We start from the raw sequence: 18674 nt of genomic DNA on the forward strand, positions 1-18674 counted from the left end.
TCTGGCCTGGCTGCGTTGAGCGGGCGGCGGCCTGCGCAAAAAAAGCGGATGTCATGACAACATCCGCAAATGCAGGCCCCTCTCAGGCCATACAGCATTTCATGTTCATGCCTCGCAGCAGACCTCTACGCGGCCATAGAAGGCCGCCTCGTACAGGTCGCGAACATCGGCAACAGTCGGCTGTCCAGGGTTGGTCCAGGTACAGGGATCGGCATGGGCATTGCGGCTCATACGCTCCAGCACATCGTGGAAGTGGGCTTCGTCGAAGTTGACTTCATCGCATTGGCTAAAGCAGCACGGAATGTTCAACTGGGCGTTCAGGCGCTCGACCGCCTTGGCCAGATCATCAATGCCCAGCAGTTTCTCGACCCGGGCGTATTTGTCGCTGAATTGCCGGTTGAAACGAATGATATAAGGCAACAGGATGGCGTTGGCCAGGCCGTGAGTCACCCCAAATTCACCACCGATCTTGTGTGCCAGCGAGTGAACCAGCCCGAGCGACGCATTAGTGAACGCCATACCGGCCAGCGCCGAAGCGTTGTGCATGTTGAAGCGTGCCGTGGCGTCACTGCCCTGATGATAGGCCTGCGGCAAGTTTTCCAGCACCAGACGGATGGCCTCCATCGCATAAGGATCGGTAAACGAGGTGGCCGCGGTAGAGGCCACCGCCTCGATGGCATGAGCCAGGACATCCATCCCTGTGTTGGCAGTGATGTGCGGCGGCATGGTAGCCGGGAGCGCCGGATCGAGGATGGCGATATCCGGCACCATGTCTGCGGCGACAATCGGGTACTTGATGTGATTGTCGGTGTCGGTAATCACCGAGAAGGCGGTGATCTCCGAAGCGGTACCACTGGTAGATGGAATGGCGACAAAACGCGCCTTGTTGCGCAGTGGTGGCATGGAGCCGGGGGTCAGTATGTCTGCAAATTTCAGTTGCGGGTGTTCGTAGAAACACCACATCACCTTGGCGGCATCCAGTGCCGAGCCTCCGCCGATGGCAACAATCCAGTCAGGCTCAAACTCCAGCATCGCCTGGGCGCCACGTTGCACGGTGGCGACGGAGGGATTGGGCTCGACACCCTCGACGATACGGGTTTCCATGCCCGCTTGTCGCAACAGGGTCGCGGCTTGTTCGAGAAAACCGAATTTATGCATCGAACTGCCACCGGTCACCAGCATGGCGCGACGCCCCTTGAGGGTCGACAGATGATTCAGGGCATCGGCACCGTAGACGATGTCGCGAGGTATCGAAAAACGCATGACGGACATGATGACTCCTTGAGCTGAAGGGTTAAAACCGAGGCCGTCTCGAGGCCAGAACTGCAGGCATGATGACGTAGTCATTTGACTCATAAGGTGCGCTGGCTAACAAAAACCACAACCGAAACAGGCAAGTGCGCACAGCTAAATGATGTCGATACCTTCACTGTTTTGAATTGTTAATCAGGTGTTGTGTTTGTGTTGCGGTGGTGTCTTTTCTATGATGCGCCTCCTCATCGTACAAGGAGCAGGTGATGTCGGAACCGGACTCAGTGTTATCTACCCCCCCGCAATCTGCCGTTGCGCAGGATGTGCGGGGCTTCTATCAGCGAGCCTGGCGCTGGCACTTTTACGCCGGCCTGTTCGTGGCGCCATTTTTACTGCTGCTGGCGGTGACCGGTATTATTTATCTGTACAAACCGCAACTGGATCGCTGGCTGTATGCTGACTTGCAGTGGGTCACCCCGGCCGCCACGGCCTGGTCCGCCGATGCCTTGCTGGCACAGGCTCGGTCTCACCGTCCGCAGGCCAGTGTTGTCAGCTATATTCCGTCCCCGGCAGCCGATCGCAGTGTAGAGGTGGTGCTGGCGGATGCGGGGGTTGAATGGTCGCAGTTTATTGATCCCTACACGGGGCGCTGGCTGGGCGAGTACCAAACCGCCGCGACACTGCCAGCGCTGGCGCGTGAGCTGCACGCCGACTTGATGCTGGGTAAGTTTGGTGATGCCGTGCTGGAGATCGTCGCGGGCTGGGGATTGTTGCTGTTGGTGACGGGGGCGTATCTGTGGTGGCCACGGCGTGGCCCGGGCGCCCAGGGCGTCATGCTGCCGAGGCAGGCTCTACGCTCGCGCGCCGGCTGGCGCGATCTGCATGCGGCAACGGGATTTTGGACGGCCGCCGGGCTGCTGTTCTTCCTGCTCAGTGGCATGACGTGGACCGGTTTTTGGGGGGGGCAGTTTGCTGATGTCTGGAATCGCTTCCCGGCCGCAATGTGGAACCAGGTTCCGGAATCGGCGCCGCCGGCCCGCGCTTTGAATCAGGCGCATAGACAGACGGTACCCTGGGCGGTGGAAAATACCCCGCTACCGGCATCACAGGCCCACCACGCCGCGGTCACGACAGCGCCGGCGGAACCGACCGCGATCACTCTACAACAGGTGGTGACGTTGGCTCAGGAGCACGGCGTTCACCCCGGATACAGCATCACGTTGCCGCGCGGTGAGCACGGTGTCTATACCATTGCCTTATTTGCCGACGACCCGCGCCATGACGCGACCTTGCATCTGGATCAATACAGCGGTGCCGTGTTGGCCGATGTGCGCTGGCAAGATTATCCCTGGGTCGCCAAGGTGGTGGAGACTGGCGTCATGCTGCATATGGGCAAGATGTATGGCCCTGTGCACCAGGCGGTGATGCTGGTGTTATGTTTGCTGGTGATCATTCTGTCGCTCTCCGGGCTCTGGTTATGGTGGTGTCGTCGCCCGGCGCGGCGCTTTGGGGTGCCGCCGTTGCCGCATGCCTTGCCGCTGTGGCGCGGAGCCGTGATCCTCTCCCTGCTGCTCGGTCTGCTGTTTCCTTTGCTGGGGGCCTCGCTGTTGGCGGTCTGGGTGCTGGATACACTGATCTGGCGCTGGGTTGCGGCACGCCGTGCCGCCCCTCGGCGCGTGGAGTCAGCCTGACGTCTAAGCCTCCCTCCGGCTGACGGGGGCACCGTTTGGCGGCGACAGGGCTTGGTCACGGGCTCTGGCTTTGGCACAATGCCGGCTTTGCGTCACGGATCCAGGAGCCGGCATGGTGGACCCCTTTTGCCTTTCATCCCCGTTGCTCGGGCCTCTCAACGATAGTGAGCGGTTGCCGGTGCTGGCCGTTTGGCCTGCCCTGGTGACGGCCCTCGCCACGGCAACCCCCGTGGTGTTGCAGGCGCCGCCAGGGGCGGGTAAATCGACGGCCCTGCCATTACAGCTGTTGCTACAAGGGTCGGTATCCGGTCGGATTCTGATGCTGGAGCCACGCCGCCTGGCGGCGCGCAACATCGCCCACTATCTGGCGGCCCAACTGGGTGAGCCGGTGGGAGAACGGATTGGATACCGGGTGCGGGGCGAGAGCCGCACCAGTGCCGCCACCCGACTCGAGATCGTCACCGAGGGGATTTTAACGCGGATGCTGCAAGCCGATCCTGAGCTCAGTGGCATCGATTTGCTGATCTTTGACGAATTTCATGAACGGAATTTGCATGCCGACCTGGCGCTGGCGCTGGCGCTGGAGTCGCGCGCGGCGCTGCGCACCGACCTGCGTCTGCTGGTGATGTCGGCGACCCTCGACGGGCTGGATTTTTCGCCGCGGCTACCCGAAGCGCAATTGCTCAGCAGTGCGGGCCGAGCCCATCCGATCACCGTGCATTATCGCCCCGTTAACCGCCTGCAACCGCTGATTGCGCAATGGGGACAGGTGGTGCTGGAAGCGTTGCAGGCCGAATCTGGCAGCCTGCTGGTCTTCTTGCCCGGTGTCGGTGAAATCGACCAGCTGACGCTCTGGTTACAGGAGCGGCTGACCAGCGCCGACGATCTGCTGATCGCCCCCCTGCATGGCCGGTTGCCATTTGCCGCCCAGCAGCAGGCCATCGCCCCCGTTGCGGCCGCTAAACGCAAAGTGGTGCTGGCAACCAACGTCGCCGAAACCTCGTTGACCATTGAAGGCATTCGCGTCGTCATCGACAGTGGGCTGGAGCGCCGCGTGCGCTTTGATCTGGGCAGTGGACTGGAGCGGCTGGAGCTCAAACCGATTTCCCGGGCGTCGGCAACGCAGCGTGCTGGCCGTGCCGGCCGTCTCGGTCCTGGCGTCTGTTACCGGCTATGGAGCAGCGAGCAACAGGAGCGGCTGGATGAACAGAGCCCACCGGAGATGGCCTGTGCCGAGCTGACGCCCCTGGTGCTGGAAGCGCTGCAGTGGGGCTGCGAGCCGGAGGCGTTACCCTGGCTCGATCCACCACCGGCACCGGCCCTGGCCGCCGCTCGGCAGTTGCTGCAAGCGCTGTCGGCGCTGGATGCTGACCATCGCCTCACGCCGCGTGGCCGTGAGCTGGCCGCATTGCCTTGTCACCCGCGGCTGGCCCAGCTGTTGTTGCAGGCCTGTGCGCTGGAAGGGGAGTGGCCGGGAATCGTCGATGAGGCCTGCTATCTGGTGGCGTTACTCGAAGAACAGAAGCGCGGAGCGGCCAGCTTGAGTGGCTTGTTGTCGCGCCATGCCGCGGCGGTACGCCCCTTGGCCAGACGTTGGCGGGAGCGCGTGGGGCGGTTGCGTCCGGCGTTGAAAGCGCCCCTGGCCAACCTGTCCCAGACGAGCCACGCCGGTGTGCTAGCCGCGCTGGCCTGGCCGGATCGCATCGGTCGTCTGCGCAGCGGCAGCCGCTATCAGCTCAGTGGCGGCCAGAGTGCCGACCTGGCTCCGGAGCATGAATTGACCGGCCAGCCGTGGCTGGTCGCCATCGAGCCGGTGCAAAATGAACAGGGCATCCGTATTCATGTGGCCGAGACCGTGACGCTGGCCGATCTCAACCGGGCGTTACCCTCCTTGTTGCGGCGGCACAGCTGGTTTGGCTGGGATGAGCGCGAGGGACGGGTTCGGGCCGAACAGCAACTGTGCCTGGGGCAGATTGTCGTCGAGCGTCAGCCGGTCACCGATCTGAGTGATGAGCAGAAGGCCCGCTGCCTGCTGGCGGGGATCCGCAAGGCCGGACTTGCGGTGTTGCCGTGGGACGAGGAGAGCGAACAGTTACTGGCGCGGTTGCGCTGTGCCGTAGACTGGTTGCCGCAGGAGATGGCGGCCCTGGGCGCGCCCGCGCTGGATGAGGCGGCTTTGCTGGCATCGCTGGAACTATGGTTGTTACCTCATCTGATGGGGATGAGTCGGCTGGAGCAGCTAAGACGTCTCGATTTGGGTAACATACTGCGCCAATGGCTGCCGTGGCCGCTATCGCGTGAGCTAGATAGCTGGTTGCCGAGCCACTTCACGGCACCGACCGGCAGCCGGTTGCGCATCCGTTATCAGGCCGGTGCGGCGCCGGTATTGCCAGTGCGCATCCAGGAGATGTTCGGCCAGTCGCAGACGCCGACTGTTGCCAAGGGCCGGGTGGCTCTGGTGATCGAATTGCTGTCGCCGGCACAGCGACCGTTGCAGATCACCCGCGATCTGGTGGCCTTCTGGCAGGGCAGCTATGCCGAGGTAAAAAAAGAGATGAAGGGGCGGTATCCGAAGCACTACTGGCCGGATAACCCGTTGGAGGCGATGCCGACCCGTTATACCAAGCACAGGATGAATCAAGACCATGGCGCGTAAACCAAGAAGCAAAAAGAAACAGGCATGGCACCAGAAGGTGAACTGGCGACGCTGGGGGTGGTTGACCTTCAAGCTCGGGTTGGTGCTGCTGGCCTGCCTGCTGGTCACCGGTATCTATCTGGATAGCCTGATCCGCAACAAATTTGATGGTCAGAAGTGGCAGTTGCCGGCGTTGGTCTACAGTCGGCCGCTGGAGCTGTTTCCCGGTCAGCGGCTCTCCCGCGAGCAGATGCTGCATGAACTCAAGCTGCTGAACTACCGGCCGAGCAAACAACCCAAAGGGGCGGGACAGTATGCATTCGCCGGTAATAAGCTGGTGCTGATCCGGCGGCCGTTTACCTTTGCCGATGGTGCCGAGCAGGCGCGGCCTTTGCTGTTGACGTTCGAGGGGCAACGCTTGCAGCGTATCCAGAATGCCGATAACCAGCGTGATCTGGGTTATGTGCGCATGGATCCGGTGTTGCTGGACCGGCTGAGCAATGAGGAGATCGAAGATCGTCTGTTACTGCGTCTGGATGAGGTGCCGCAGTCTTTCATCGATACCCTGCTGACGGTGGAAGACCGTGATTTTTACCACCACGGTGGCGTGTCGCTGCTCTCCATTGGCCGCGCCTTCTTTGCCAACCTCAAGGCCGGGCGGGCGGTGCAGGGGGGGAGTACCCTGACCCAGCAGTTGGCAAAGAACTTTTTCCTCAGTTCGGAACGCAGCCTGTGGCGCAAGGTTCAGGAAGCCTATATGGCGGTGATCATCGACTACCGCTATAGCAAGGATCAGATCCTCGAGACCTACATCAACGAGATCTATCTGGGGCAGAACAAGTCGCAGGGGGTGTACGGTTTCGGTCTGGCGTCCTATTTCTACTTCGGTCTGCCGCTGAACGAGCTGGAGCCGGATCAGATGGCGCTGCTGGTCGGCATGGTGCGTGGCCCCTCCTATTACGATCCCTGGCGCTTTCCGGATCGGGCGCGCGAGCGGCGCGATCTGGTGCTGCGCCTGCTGCTGGATAACCTGAAGATAGAGCCGCCGGAGTATCAGACCTATCTGGATAAGCCGCTGACCCTGCTGCCGCGCGGCCAGATGAGCTATGGCCGCACCCCGGCATTCATGGGCCTGCTCAAGCGAGAGCTGAAGAGCCGCTTTGGCGATAACCTGCTACAGCAATCCGGGCTGCGCATCTTCACCAGCCTGGATCCGGTCGCCCAGCAGTCGGCTGAACTGGCGGTCACCAGCCAGCTGGATCGCATCGAGAAGGAGCGCAAGAAGCCGAATCTGCAGGGGGCCATGGTGGTGTCCAACTGGCGCACCGGCGAGATCTCGGCGCTGGTCGGTGGTCGGGATATCCGCTATGCCGGCTTCAACCGGGCGCTGGATGCGCGCCGTCCCATCGGCTCGCTGGTCAAGCCGGCGGTTTATCTGACCGGGCTGCAGAAGGGGTACAACCTGGCGACGCCACTGCGCGATGAGCCGCTGACGCTACGTAATCAGGGCGGCCAGACCTGGCGGCCGCAGAACTACGATAAGGGCTTTCGCGGTACTGTGCCGTATTACCAGGCGATGGCTGAATCGCTGAACCTGCCGACGGTCCGGCTGGGCATGGATGTTGGCGTTGGCAAGGTAGTCGAGACGTTGCAGGCGCTTGGTGTCACACAGCCGATCCAGGCGTTTCCGTCACTGTTCCTCGGTACGGTGGCGCTGTCGCCGTTCGAGGTGAACCAGATGTACCTGACGCTGGCCAGCGAGGGCCTGTATCAGCCGTTGACCACACTGCGCAGCGTGCAGGCCAGTGATGGCAAGCTGCTGTACCAGAAGGACCTGAAGGCGGAGCGTCGTGTCGATGCCCGCGACAGCTACCTGACGCTGTACATCATGACCCGGGTCGCCAGCCAGGGGACGGCCCGGGCGCTGGCGACCCGCTTCCCCAAGGCCACCCTGGCGGGCAAGACGGGAACCACCGACAACCTGCGTGACTCCTGGTTTAGTGGCCTCGACAACGACGAACTGGTCAGCGTCTGGGTAGGGCGGGATGATAACCAGCCGGCTGGCTTGACCGGTGCCAATGGCGCCCTGCAGTTGTTCGGTGACTACCTGGGGCGGCGCGGTGTCAACTCGCTACAGCTGGCGGTGCCCAAGGGCATTGTCTGGAGCAACTTCTCGCGTGGCGGCAAGCCGGTGGATGCCGGTTGTGTGGGCAGCCTGTCGTTACCGGCACGGCTGGACCAGCTTGGTCCCAAGGAGGCCTGCAGCAGCGGAGGTGAAGCGCGCCCCGATAACCCGGTAGACTGGTTCAAGCAGCTGTTTAGCTTGAATGAGGATGAGCTCCCGGCGCGGGGGTAATCTCAAACCCGCGGCCGTCATCATGCGGCAACCCGTACACTCAAAACGGCGACTCAGGTCGCCGTTTTGGCCGCTGGCAGTGAGCAACCGATTGGCGACAGGTCTGATCGCGGGTGAGCAAACGGTGGCTGACGCCTTGTTCAACTGGACAGCCAGGTGCTGCCCGATGTCCAGATCGGGCGTATAAACCGGATCCGACACCGAATTACGCAGGCGATTGCCGTCTGCCAATTTTTTCATCTCCGACCTGACTAATGCGTACCTGAGTATCGCGCCGCGTCCCACTCTTCCTGCTCGCCATTTATTGCAATTCAAAGCCATACAAAAAGTAACCCTTTTATGTTGCAAATGTGACCAGTATGGGTTTCGTATGGCGCAATAGGCGATAGCATGTCAAGCGCATAAGGATGAGTCAGACAGGCTAGTCGGACTGTGGTGTGTGAACTCAAGGATGGTTGCTTGCACGCAAGATGCTGTTGTGTACTTGGCAATTTGCGTTTTCCCGTTATGAATCGAAGCGTTATTGCTGCCGCTGTACTTGGAGCAATACGGATCGTCGCCCTCCTTTTGTTTATGACGTGATGTCACTTGGTGTCATTGTCATTTTGCCCATCGTTTCCTTGTTAGCGAATTACGAGTGCTAGCGCCCGGTTGGGTTGGGCATGGCGGCGTAATCTGTCGCGGTGGTTCGGCATGGTGGAAGAATTGGACTCAGGATTTCCAGGTCATGGCCAGGTGCAGAGCGTCCCCTGTTCCCGCCATGAAGCCCAGACGCTCGTAGAGCGTTCGGGCCGGACTAGCCGGATCAACGTGAAGCTGTATCGGTATTCCCTTTGCCGTGGCTTCGGCCTGCAATTGACGGATTAAGGCGCTACCGATGCCCAGCCGCTGGTGGCTGGGCAGCAAGGCAATATCCACTAGCCGCAGCTGCGCTGGCAACTCGGCGACTAGCAAACGGCCAATCGGTGCGCCTTGCTGCTCGATAAGGGCAAAGCGCTCTGTGGGGTAGTGAGCGAAATAGTGCCGGGATTGGGCCTCGAACTGGCTGTGCAGGAATAGTGATTTTTGTTGTTCGTTGAATGGAAAGTGCGCCATCTCTGCCTGGCGATTGAGGGCATAGAGCCTCGCCATAAAGGCGTGGTCGTCGTCGGTTATCGGGCGCAGGCGAACGTCGGCGGGCAAAGGATTGTGCATGGCGCTGTCTCCTCTCTTTGGTTCGGGATGGGATGGCATATCAATAACGGAATAAGCAAGGAAATGCTATGGAACCCTATCTGGGAGAAATACGGATTTTTGGTGGCCAGAATGCCCCGGTCGGGTGGGCCTTTTGCGACGGCCAACTCCTGTCGGTCAGTGACAACGAGACTCTTTATGCGCTGCTTGGCACCACCTACGGTGGCGACGGGGTGAACAGCTTCGCACTGCCCGATTTGCGTAGCCGGCTACCGTTGCACATGGGCAAATCCAGCTCCGGGCGTATCTATACGCAGGGTGAACAGGGGGGTACCGAACAGGTAACCCTGACAACCGATCAACTCCCTGCGCACACCCATCAGGCCAGAGGATCCGCCACCGGCAGCGTAGGCAGTCCCAAAGATGCCTGTTGGGCCGCCAGCAGTGCCGTATCCACCTACTCAACAGTAACTCCGACCACCAACATGGCGGCCCTGGCTGTGACGCCGACGGGAGCTAGCCAACCCCACGACAACCTGATGCCCTGCCTGGGCTTGAGCTTCATCATCGCCCTGCAAGGCATCTATCCCACACCGGATTAAGGAGGATTCATCATGGCTGAGCCTTTTCTCGGCGAGATACGTCTGTTCGCCGCCAATGTTGTTCCATCTGGCTGGCAGCCCTGTAATGGCCAGCTGCTGCCCATCAACCAAAACCAGGCACTATATGCCCTGTTGGGCACCACCTACGGTGGTGATGGGGTCAGTAAATTCGCTTTACCCAACTTGCAAGGCCGGGCACCGGTCCATGTCGGCAATGGCGTGACCCTGGGGCAAAGCGCTGGCGAGGAAAACCATACGCTAACGACGCAGGAAATGCCCCAGCACACGCATACTGTGATGGCTGACGTAAACAATGCCACCGCAGCCTCGCCAGCCAATGGCTACTGGTCCGCCACCCAAAGCAACTATGCCCTCTATGATTTTGACGCTAGCCAGAGCCTGGCCAGCGGCACCATTAGTAATACCGGCGGCAACCAGCCCCACTCCAATATGCAGCCCTATCTGGTGGCGAACTTTTGTATCGCCGTGCAGGGCATTTTTCCAAGCCACGGTTAAGGAGCACCTAATATGGATGCCTATCTCGGCGAGATCCGCCTGTTTGCCGGCAACTTCGCGCCATATGGCTGGGCCTTCTGTGACGGTCAGATTCTGCCAATTGTGCAATACCAGGCCTTGTTCTCCATTCTTGGTCCCACCTACGGCGGCAATGGCACCAGCACCTTCGCCCTGCCCGACCTAAGAGGCCGGGCGCCCATACACTGGGGCCAGGGAGCAGGTCTGAGCGCAAGAGAACTGGGGCAGCAGGTCGGCAGTAGCAGCGTCACCTTGAGCGCCGCTCAAATACCCAGCCACAACCACCAGGCCTGTGCCGTCAGTGGCGTCGGGCAGGCAGGCCAGGGGCCGCAAGGGGCATCTTGGGCCCAAATTGGCCTTGGCCGACAAGCGCCACCACTTTACGGAACTGGTAGCCAGCTTACCCAGATGTCCCCTCAAGCCTTGGCCGCAGCAGGGGGCAGCCAATCGCACAACAACATGCAGCCCTACCTGGGGCTGAATTTCATCATCTGTCTGGACGATGGCGAATATCCCGTGCACTCCTGACGGGCACACAGAGCCCCTCTCATCGTGAGGGCAAACGGTGGCCCGCCATACCGGGCCGCTGTTTTTGTTAAATTTCTGGCATGGCCAGGGGCCATGACCACTTTTTGAGTTGAGGAGATTGCCATGAGTCGAGCCTGGCTATGGTTGGGATTACTGGTTGCCTTCACCGGCAGCGCCAAGGAGCTGGTGCTGGTGGATGCCGATCTGGCATCAAAGATCCAGGCAAAGCCTGGTGTTGAGCTCAGGCGTCTGCACGGGCTCGACGATCTGCCCGGTGCCCTGACTGGTGAACGCTGGTCCAGGGTCAGCCTCATCAGCCACGGCCAACCGGGTGCCCTGCAACTGGGCACAGAGCGGCTCGATCTGGCGTTCCTCGCTGCGCATCCGGACTTTTTGGCGGCCTGGCGCCATCAACTGACCGCCGACGCCCAGCTGGAGCTGTGGGGCTGCGAGGTGGCCAAGGGTCAGGGGCATCAACTGGTTGATCGCCTCTCAGCTGCCATCGCTCGCCCCGTGCTGGCCTCCACCGATGCCACTGGCCCCGCCGATTTGGGAGGCAACCTGACCCTGGAATACGGCCAGGGCCTGACGCCTAACCGTGCTCCCGTTGCCCAATTGCAGCAGCTGTTGACCCCCGCCAGCCAGGATTTTGAGAGCATCGCGATTGGCACTGTCTACGGCAGCGCGGAGACCATTGGCAGTTTCACCTTCCACAGCAACAGCACAGATCCAACGCCAGGTGACGAGCTGACGGTTGACAACTATTTCTCTCATGTTGATACCAGAGGGCTGTATGTGGTCAGCAAAATTGCGAATGAGGTCACCCAGGTCCGCATCGTGGGGAGCAGTACCTTCAAGCTCAACTCCATCTGGTTAGGTGCTGGTGAGGGCAGTACGAACGTCGTCTTGCATGCCTACCTCAGTGGCTCCGAGATAGGCAGCCAGTCGGTGACCCTGAATTCCGGTTCCACTATCAATACCAGCGGCTTCAGCGAGTTCGGGAACATTGACGAGGTGCGTATCACAGGTTCAGATTTGGATCTGCTGGTGGACAACATCGTAGTTGACGCGCCGGTGATCCCCATCACGGTCACCGATGCCAATATCAGTATCAGTGGGGGCACCGGTGGGGTCTTCAAGATTGGCGATACCGTGACCGCGACCTGGAACAATACCGCCAGCGGCGATAACAACAGTGGCATTACCGGCGTCACAATGGACTTCAGCCAATTTGGCGGCGGGGCGGCCGTGACTGCCAGCAACAGCAGTGGCACCTGGACGGCAACTTACACCCTCACCTCCGGTAGCATCGACGCCATCAACAGTCATGTGTCGGTGACGGCGAACAATAGCTCAGGTGGCACAACGACAGTCGATACGACCAATGCCACAGTAGACAATCAGGCGCCGATGGTCACCGATGCGAAAATCAGCCTCAGTGGGGCGAGCGGCACTGGTGGTGCCTTCAAGATTGGCGATACGGTGACCGCCACCTGGAACAATACCGCAGGCGGGGATAACAACAGCGATATTAGCGCGGTAACAGTCGATTTCTCTGCTTTTGGCGGGGGCGCTGCGGTGGCTGCCAGCAACAGCAGTGGCACCTGGACGGCGACTTATACGCTGGTCGCAGGTGCTGTTGATGCGACCAACCGGAATGTGTCAGTCACGGTTACCGATAATGCCGGTAACACGACTACCACTGCCGATACCACGAATGCCAGCGTCGACAATGTCGCACCGACGGTTACAGATGCCAATATCAGCATCAGTGGTGGTAGCGGAACCGGTGGTGCATTCAAGATTGGCGATACCGTCACCGCGACCTGGAACAATACCGCCAGCGGCGATAACAACAGCGATACCATCAGTAGCGTCACAGTTAACTTTTTGCAGTTTGGCGGCGGAGCGGCCGTTGCAGCCAGCAACAGCAGTGGCACCTGGACAGCGACTTATACGCTGGTCGCAGGTGCAGTTGATGCGACCAACCGGAATGTGTTTGTCACTGCTACCGATAATGCCGGTAACACAACTACCACTGCCGATACCACCAATGCCAGCGTCGACAATGTCGCGCCGACGGTGACCGATGCAAAAATTAGCCTCAGTGGGGCGAGTGGAACTGGTGGTGCCTTCAAGATTGGCGATACGGTGACCGCCACCTGGAACAATACCGCAGGCGGGGATAACAACAGCGATACCATCAGTAATGTCACGGTTGACTTCTCGCAGTTTGGTGGCGGTGCCGCCGTTGCAGCCAGCAACAGCAGTGGCACCTGGACGGCGACCTATACCCTGGTAGCCGGAGCTATCAATGCCAGCAACCGCAATGTGTCGGTCACGGCCTCTGATAATGCCGGTAACATGACCACCACCAGCGATACCAGCAATGAGACTGTCGATACCACGGTTGCGAGCGTGACAGGCGTTGCGGTTCCCGGCAATGGCTCCTATACCACGGGCCAGAACCTCAATTTTACCGTCACCTTCAGTAAGGTGGTTGCGGTGGATACTAGCGGCGGTACACCTTACCTGACGTTAACCGTGGGCAGTGCCACCTATCAGGCCAGCTATGTCAGTGGTAGCAATACGACCACATTAACTTTCCGTCGCACGATCGTATCCGGTGATAGTGATAGCGATGGCATTACCGTCGGGAGCTTAAATCTCAATGGTGGCACTATTCAGGATACCGTGGGCAATAGTGCCACGTTGACTCTCAACAGCGTGGGCAGTACCAGCGGCGTGTTGGTTGATACCACAGCGCCAGCGGTAACGAGTGTTGCAGTGCCTGTTAATAGCACCTATGTCACGGGTGAACCTCTCAATTTTACGATCCATTTCGATGAGCCCGTCTTTGTCACTGGCTCGCCACAGATAGCCCTGACGGTAGGCAGCAGCACTGTCTATGCCAGTTATGTTAGCGGTAGCGGATCTTCTGCCGTGACTTTCCGTCACACGGTACAAAGTGGCGAGAACGATGCCGATGGTATAACGGTTGGTACGCTGGGCCTCAATGGCGGCACCCTTAAGGATGCGGCGGCCAATAATGCCACGCTGACGCTCAACAGCGTCGGGAGCACCAGCGGTGTGCTGGTGGATGCAGTGGCACCGACAGTGACCAGTGTGGCGGTTCCGGCTGCGGCTACCTATATCGCCGGCCAGACGCTCTCCTTCACGGTCAATTTCAGTGAAGCGGTGACGGTGAATACCAGTGGCGGCACCCCGCGTCTGGCGTTGACGCTGGGCAGCAGTACTCGGTACGCCACTTATCACAGTGGCAGCGGTTCGGCGGCGGTGACCTTCAGCTATACGGTCCAATATGGCGACAACGACGCTGACGGCATCGCGGTCGGTACGTTAGATGCCAACGGCGGCACGCTGAAGGATGCTGTAGGGAATGATGCCACCTTAACCTTGAACAGTGTTGCCAGTACCAGCGCCGTGCTGGTGGATACCTCGGCTCCGGTGGTGAGCAGCGTCAGTGTGCCGGCAAATGGAACCTATATTACCGGCCAGAGTCTCGCGTTTAGCGTGAACTTCAGCAAAGCGGTGACGGTGGATGCCGGCGGTGGCACGCCTTACCTGGCATTGACGGTAGGAAGTTCCCCGGTTCAGGCCAGCTATGTCAGTGGCAGTGGTTCAACGACACTGATCTTCAGCTACCTGATTCAGGCGGGAGAACTCGACACGGATGGTGTTGCGGTCGGATCCTTGTCGGCCAATGGCGGTACCCTCAGAGACGGGGTTGGTAATGATGCGACCTTGACGCTGAACAGCGTGGGCAGTACCAGCGGCGTGCTGGTGGATGCCGTGGCGCCGACGCTCAGCAGCAGCTCGCCTGCCGATAACAGTACCGGGGTGGCGTTTGATGCCAATGTGCAACTGGTGTTCAGTGAAACCCTCTCTGCCGGTAGCGGCACGCTTGCCATCTATGATGCGGCGAATGACGCGCTGGTCGAGGCCAATGCCGTCGGCTCTGCGCGGGTGACCCTCTCCGGGAATACGCTCACGCTGGATCCGCAGGCCACACTGCTGCCAACCCACAGTTATTATCTGCAGGTTGGTGCTCAGGCGTTGCTGGATACGGCAGGTAATGCCTATGCCGGTATCAGCGACAAGACCACACTGAACTTCACCGTGGCCAATGTGGCGCCTGTGGCGCAGGCCGATACGGCCTCGACGCAGGAAGATTCGGCGGTGCAGGTGGATGTTACGGCCAATGATAGCGATGCCGACAGTGCACTGAATAAGGCCAGTGTCGCCGTGGTCACCGCCGCTCAGCATGGGACGACCAGCGTGGACACCGGCACCGGCGTTATCAGCTATACGCCGGCTGGCAACTACAACGGCAGCGACAGCTTTAGCTATCGGGTGCAGGACATTTACGGTGCCGACTCCAATGTCGTGACGGTCAGCGTGACGGTACAGCCGGTCAACGATGCGCCACTGGCGGTGGCGGATATCGACTCGACCACCGAAGATACGGCGCTGATGGTCGATGTGCTGGCCAATGACAGCGATATCGATAGCGGTGACAGTCTGAATCCGGCGACCCTGACTCTGGTGGCCACACCGGCGCACGGTACGGCGCTAATCAGTCATGGTCAGGTCAGTTATACGCCAGCCGCCAATTTTAATGGCAGCGATACCTTCAGCTACACCGTGGCCGATCAGCAGGGGGCCGTATCCAACGTGGCTGCTGTGATCATCAACGTCGGCAGCAGCAACGATGCGCCGCTGGCGACCAATGACTCGGCCACCACGGACGAAGATAACGTCGTCAGCGTGGATGTGCTGGCCAATGACAGCGACCTGGATGGCACCCTGGTGCCGGCTACGGTCACGCTGCTGCAACAGCCAGCGCATGGCCAGGTCCTGCTCAATAGCGCGACCGGTGCCTTGGTCTATACGCCAGCGGCAAACTACTTCGGCCAGGACACCTTCAGCTACGCGGTGCAGGATAACGAAGGGGCAACCTCGAACGCTGCCAGCGTCACGGTGACGGTGAACAGCATCAACGATGCGCCAGTGGCGGCCAATAATAGCGTTACGCTGCAGGAGGATGCCAGCCTGAGTATCAATGTGCTGGGTAACGACAGCGATGTGGACGGCACCCTGGTGCCGGCCAGTGTGCAGCTGGTGAGCCTGCCTGCGCATGGCAGCGTGACAGTCGGTGCGGGGGATGGCTCGGTAAGCTATACCCCGGCCAGCAATGCCGTCGGCGATGATAGCTTCAGCTACCGGGTACAGGATGATCAGGGGGCCTGGTCGAATGTGGCCTCGGTCGCGCTGACTATTCAGTCGGTGAATGATGCGCCGCTGGCCAACGCCGATCAGGGCTCGCTGGATGAAGACAGCGCGCTGACGCTTCATCTACTGGATAACGACAGCGACATCGATGGCAGCCTGCAGAATGTGCAGATAGTGGCGCAGCCGGCGTCGGGCTCTCTGGATGTAGGCAGTAACGGAGCCGTGACCTATACCCCGGCCGCCAATTTCAATGGCCATGATAGCTTCAGTTATCAGGCCGTTGATAACGAAGGCGCACGCTCTCCGGCTGTGGCGGTCACGCTGACGGTGCGGGCGGTCAATGATGCACCGACGATCAGCGGCAGTGGCGCTGCCACGCTGCTGGAAGGGGCTCGCTACCAGTTTGCACCAGTCATCAGCGATGTGGAGGCTGATGCGCTGACCGTGACGGCAACCGGCTTGCCAGCGTGGCTGACACTGAATAGCCAAACCGGTGAACTGAGTGGTACCCCGGCCATCGGTCAGGCGGGGCAATATGACAACATAGTGCTCACGGTCAGTGATGGCTCGGCACAAACGGCTTTGCCGGCATTTGCGCTGACGGTGCTGGCGGATCTGGATGGCGATGGTGTGGCCAATATCGTGGATAGCGATGACGATAACGATGGCATGAGCGATGGCTACGAAGACGATCACGGCTTTAACCCGCTGGATCCGACAGATGCCAGTGCCGACGCGGACCAGGATGGGGTCAGCAACCAGCAGGAGTCCAGCGACGGCACCAACCCGCACGATGCCAGCGATTATCTGGATACGACGGCGCCTGTGGTCTCTGCGGTGGCCGATGTGACTGTGGATGCCAGCGGGCGGTTCACGCCGGTCACGCTGCGTAAACTGCTGGGGCTGGCGGAGACCGTCAGTGATGAGGAGGTGACGACCGCGCTGCGAGCGCTCGTCAGCGACAACATCGATGGTGCCGCCTGCTGCAGCGTGACGATTGATGGCATGGTTGATAACCAGTTGTTGCTGGCCCCAGGCCGCCATGAGGTGGTTTATCAGGCCGCCGATCGCAAGGGCAATGTCGGCACCGTGACCCAACTGGTCCGGGTCCGTCCGTTGGTCTCGATGAGCAAGGATCAGGTGGCGGTACCGGGTCAAAGCCTGAGCTTCAGCATCATTCTGAATGGTCCGGCAGCGGATTATCCATTCACCGTTCCTTATGTCATCGATGACAGCTCGACCCTGCCCTCTGCCCAGCACTCGTTGCAGGCGGGCAGTGTGACCTTTACCTCCGGACAGACGGCGCTGCCGGTTTCAGTCACTCTCGGGGCTGACGCTGCCGCTAGCGGCGATCAGACGCTGGTGGTGCGTCTGGATGATGAGACCAGTGACGAGCAGGATCTGGCGGCTGGCTACGATCCTGCGGCCCCGGATCTCCATGACATCAACGCCGGCGCCAAGCATGCCCATGTCATCACGGTGACGGCGGGCAATGTGGCACCCCAGGTCGGGCTGTCGCTGCAGCAAGATGGTCGGCAGACCATGCTGGTGACACCCAGCGCGGGCAGTGTGACGGTAACGGCCACAGTGCTGGATCCGAATCCGGCCGATACGCACACCTTTGACTGGCGTGGGACGGCGGCCGAGGTGGTCGATAGCGATGCCAACCCGGCGGATGCGACACTGGTGTTCGACCCGACTGCGTTGGCAGAAGGGGTCTATCCGGTTCAGGTGACGGTCACGGACAGTCAGGGGGCCAGCACGCTCCATGCCTTCTATTTCCGCGTCGTCGCCAGCTTGCCAGCGCTGTCGGCGGAAGCGGATACCGACGGCGATGGGCTGAGTGACGCGGACGAGGGGGTGGCGGACAGTGATGGCGACGGAATCGTTGATTATCTCGACAATCTATCGACCTCTAACCTGTTGCCGGAAGCGCTGGCGACTACGGAAGCCTTTGTCATGGAGTGCGAGCCGGGCGTTCTGTGCCGTCTGGGGCAGTATGCCTTGCAGAACGGCACCAGCGGCAGCCGTTTGCTGGCAAGTGAGCTGGCATCACTGCCATCCGTGAGCCAGGACAGTCAATTCACGCCGGTGGGCGGCATCTTCGATTTCGAGATCGCCGAACTGCCGACGGCGGGTCAGAGTGCCAGTGTGGTGATTCCGCTGAACGAGGCCATTCCGGTCAATGCGGTCTACCGCAAGTTCCTGAATGGCCGCTGGCGGACATGGGTCGAAGATGACAACAACCAACTGCATTCGGCCCCGGGTTCGCTCGGCTATTGCCCACCGCCGGGAGATGCGCAATGGACGTCCGGCCTGACGGCAGGCCACTATTGTGTGCAGCTGACGCTGGAAGATGGCGGCCCGAATGATGCCGATGGTGTCGTCAATGCCAGCATCGCCGATCCGGGGGCCGTCTCGGTTTCGAATGCGGATGATGTGGCTGACGAGGGGAGCGGCTCGCTAGGCGGTGCATCACTGTTGGCCCTGTGGGCACTGCGGCGCTATCGCCGTCGAAGCCCCGGCGCGCTGCATCACTAAACTCAGTTGCATCTCATCAATAACAACGCCGGGAGATCCCGGCGTTGTTATGTGTGCGAGGTCGTCAGGCGCGGTCGAGTGACACTAGAGCCTGTTGCCACGGGGGGCAT

The 18674-nt window shown here is 60.5% G+C and carries 9 protein-coding genes; 7 read left to right on the forward strand and 2 right to left on the reverse strand.

Going from position 1 to position 18674, the window contains the following annotated elements; genetic code table 11:
* Positions 1 to 105: 105 nt before the first annotated feature.
* A complete protein-coding gene (locus ACFOSS_RS01275; protein ID WP_377150089.1) occupies positions 106 to 1272 on the reverse strand; it encodes an iron-containing alcohol dehydrogenase in 1167 nt (388 codons plus the stop codon).
* A gap of 245 nt (positions 1273 to 1517) precedes the next feature.
* On the opposite strand from ACFOSS_RS01275, the gene ACFOSS_RS01280 reads away from it, so the two are divergent.
* The 3 genes from ACFOSS_RS01280 (at position 1518) to mrcB (ending at position 7933) form a co-directional block, all read left to right on the forward strand.
* Complete coding sequence (locus tag ACFOSS_RS01280; protein WP_377150091.1) at positions 1518 to 2942, forward strand: PepSY-associated TM helix domain-containing protein; 1425 nt, start codon at positions 1518 to 1520, stop codon at positions 2940 to 2942.
* Positions 2943 to 3054: 112 nt separating this feature from the next.
* Positions 3055 to 5598, forward strand: a complete 2544-nt coding sequence (gene hrpB / locus ACFOSS_RS01285) for an ATP-dependent helicase HrpB (protein ID WP_377150093.1) — start codon at positions 3055 to 3057, stop codon at positions 5596 to 5598.
* Positions 5588 to 7933, forward strand: coding sequence for a penicillin-binding protein 1B (gene mrcB, locus ACFOSS_RS01290; RefSeq protein WP_377150095.1), 2346 nt, complete (start codon positions 5588 to 5590; stop codon positions 7931 to 7933). Before hrpB ends, mrcB begins: the two co-directional genes overlap by 11 nt.
* A 711-nt stretch (positions 7934 to 8644) precedes the next feature.
* On the opposite strand, the gene ACFOSS_RS01295 is transcribed toward mrcB, so the two are convergent.
* A complete protein-coding gene (locus tag ACFOSS_RS01295; protein WP_377150097.1) occupies positions 8645 to 9127 on the reverse strand; it encodes a GNAT family N-acetyltransferase in 483 nt (160 codons plus the stop codon).
* 68 nt (positions 9128 to 9195) lie between these two features.
* On the opposite strand from ACFOSS_RS01295, the gene ACFOSS_RS01300 reads away from it, so the two are divergent.
* The 4 genes from ACFOSS_RS01300 to ACFOSS_RS01315 all read left to right on the forward strand — a co-directional run bounded on the left by ACFOSS_RS01300 (position 9196) and on the right by ACFOSS_RS01315 (position 18564).
* The gene (locus ACFOSS_RS01300) at positions 9196 to 9708 is read left to right on the forward strand and encodes a phage tail protein (protein WP_377150100.1); all 513 of its coding nucleotides are present in this window, start codon (positions 9196 to 9198) and stop codon (positions 9706 to 9708) included.
* 12 nt (positions 9709 to 9720) lie between these two features.
* Complete coding sequence (locus ACFOSS_RS01305) at positions 9721 to 10224, forward strand: phage tail protein (RefSeq protein WP_377150102.1); 504 nt, start codon at positions 9721 to 9723, stop codon at positions 10222 to 10224.
* Positions 10225 to 10236: 12 nt separating this feature from the next.
* Positions 10237 to 10770, forward strand: coding sequence for a phage tail protein (locus ACFOSS_RS01310; protein WP_377150104.1), 534 nt, complete (start codon positions 10237 to 10239; stop codon positions 10768 to 10770).
* 123 nt (positions 10771 to 10893) lie between these two features.
* Positions 10894 to 18564 carry a tandem-95 repeat protein gene (locus ACFOSS_RS01315; RefSeq protein ID WP_377150106.1) on the forward strand — a complete coding sequence of 2557 codons (7671 nt, stop codon included), beginning with the start codon at positions 10894 to 10896 and terminating at the stop codon, positions 18562 to 18564.
* The last annotated feature ends 110 nt before the right edge of the window (positions 18565 to 18674 follow it).

Origin of the sequence: Pseudaeromonas sharmana (assembly GCF_042649925.1) — a bacterium.
In the GTDB taxonomy this organism is placed as follows: Bacteria; Pseudomonadota; Gammaproteobacteria; order Enterobacterales; family Aeromonadaceae; genus Pseudaeromonas; species Pseudaeromonas sharmana.

Excerpts from the sequence above, each read along its gene's own strand:
- hrpB (WP_377150093.1), top strand. The coding sequence starts at position 3,055 with ATGGTGGACCCCTTTTGCCTTTCATCCCCGTTGCTCGGGCCTCTCAAC.
- ACFOSS_RS01310 (WP_377150104.1), top strand. The coding sequence starts at position 10,237 with ATGGATGCCTATCTCGGCGAGATCCGCCTGTTTGCCGGCAACTTCGCG.
- ACFOSS_RS01295 (WP_377150097.1), bottom strand. The coding sequence starts at position 9,127 with ATGCACAATCCTTTGCCCGCCGACGTTCGCCTGCGCCCGATAACCGAC.
- mrcB (WP_377150095.1), top strand. The coding sequence starts at position 5,588 with ATGGCGCGTAAACCAAGAAGCAAAAAGAAACAGGCATGGCACCAGAAG.
- ACFOSS_RS01275 (WP_377150089.1), bottom strand. The coding sequence starts at position 1,272 with ATGTCCGTCATGCGTTTTTCGATACCTCGCGACATCGTCTACGGTGCC.
- ACFOSS_RS01315 (WP_377150106.1), top strand. The coding sequence starts at position 10,894 with ATGAGTCGAGCCTGGCTATGGTTGGGATTACTGGTTGCCTTCACCGGC.
- ACFOSS_RS01300 (WP_377150100.1), top strand. The coding sequence starts at position 9,196 with ATGGAACCCTATCTGGGAGAAATACGGATTTTTGGTGGCCAGAATGCC.
- ACFOSS_RS01305 (WP_377150102.1), top strand. The coding sequence starts at position 9,721 with ATGGCTGAGCCTTTTCTCGGCGAGATACGTCTGTTCGCCGCCAATGTT.
- ACFOSS_RS01280 (WP_377150091.1), top strand. The coding sequence starts at position 1,518 with ATGTCGGAACCGGACTCAGTGTTATCTACCCCCCCGCAATCTGCCGTT.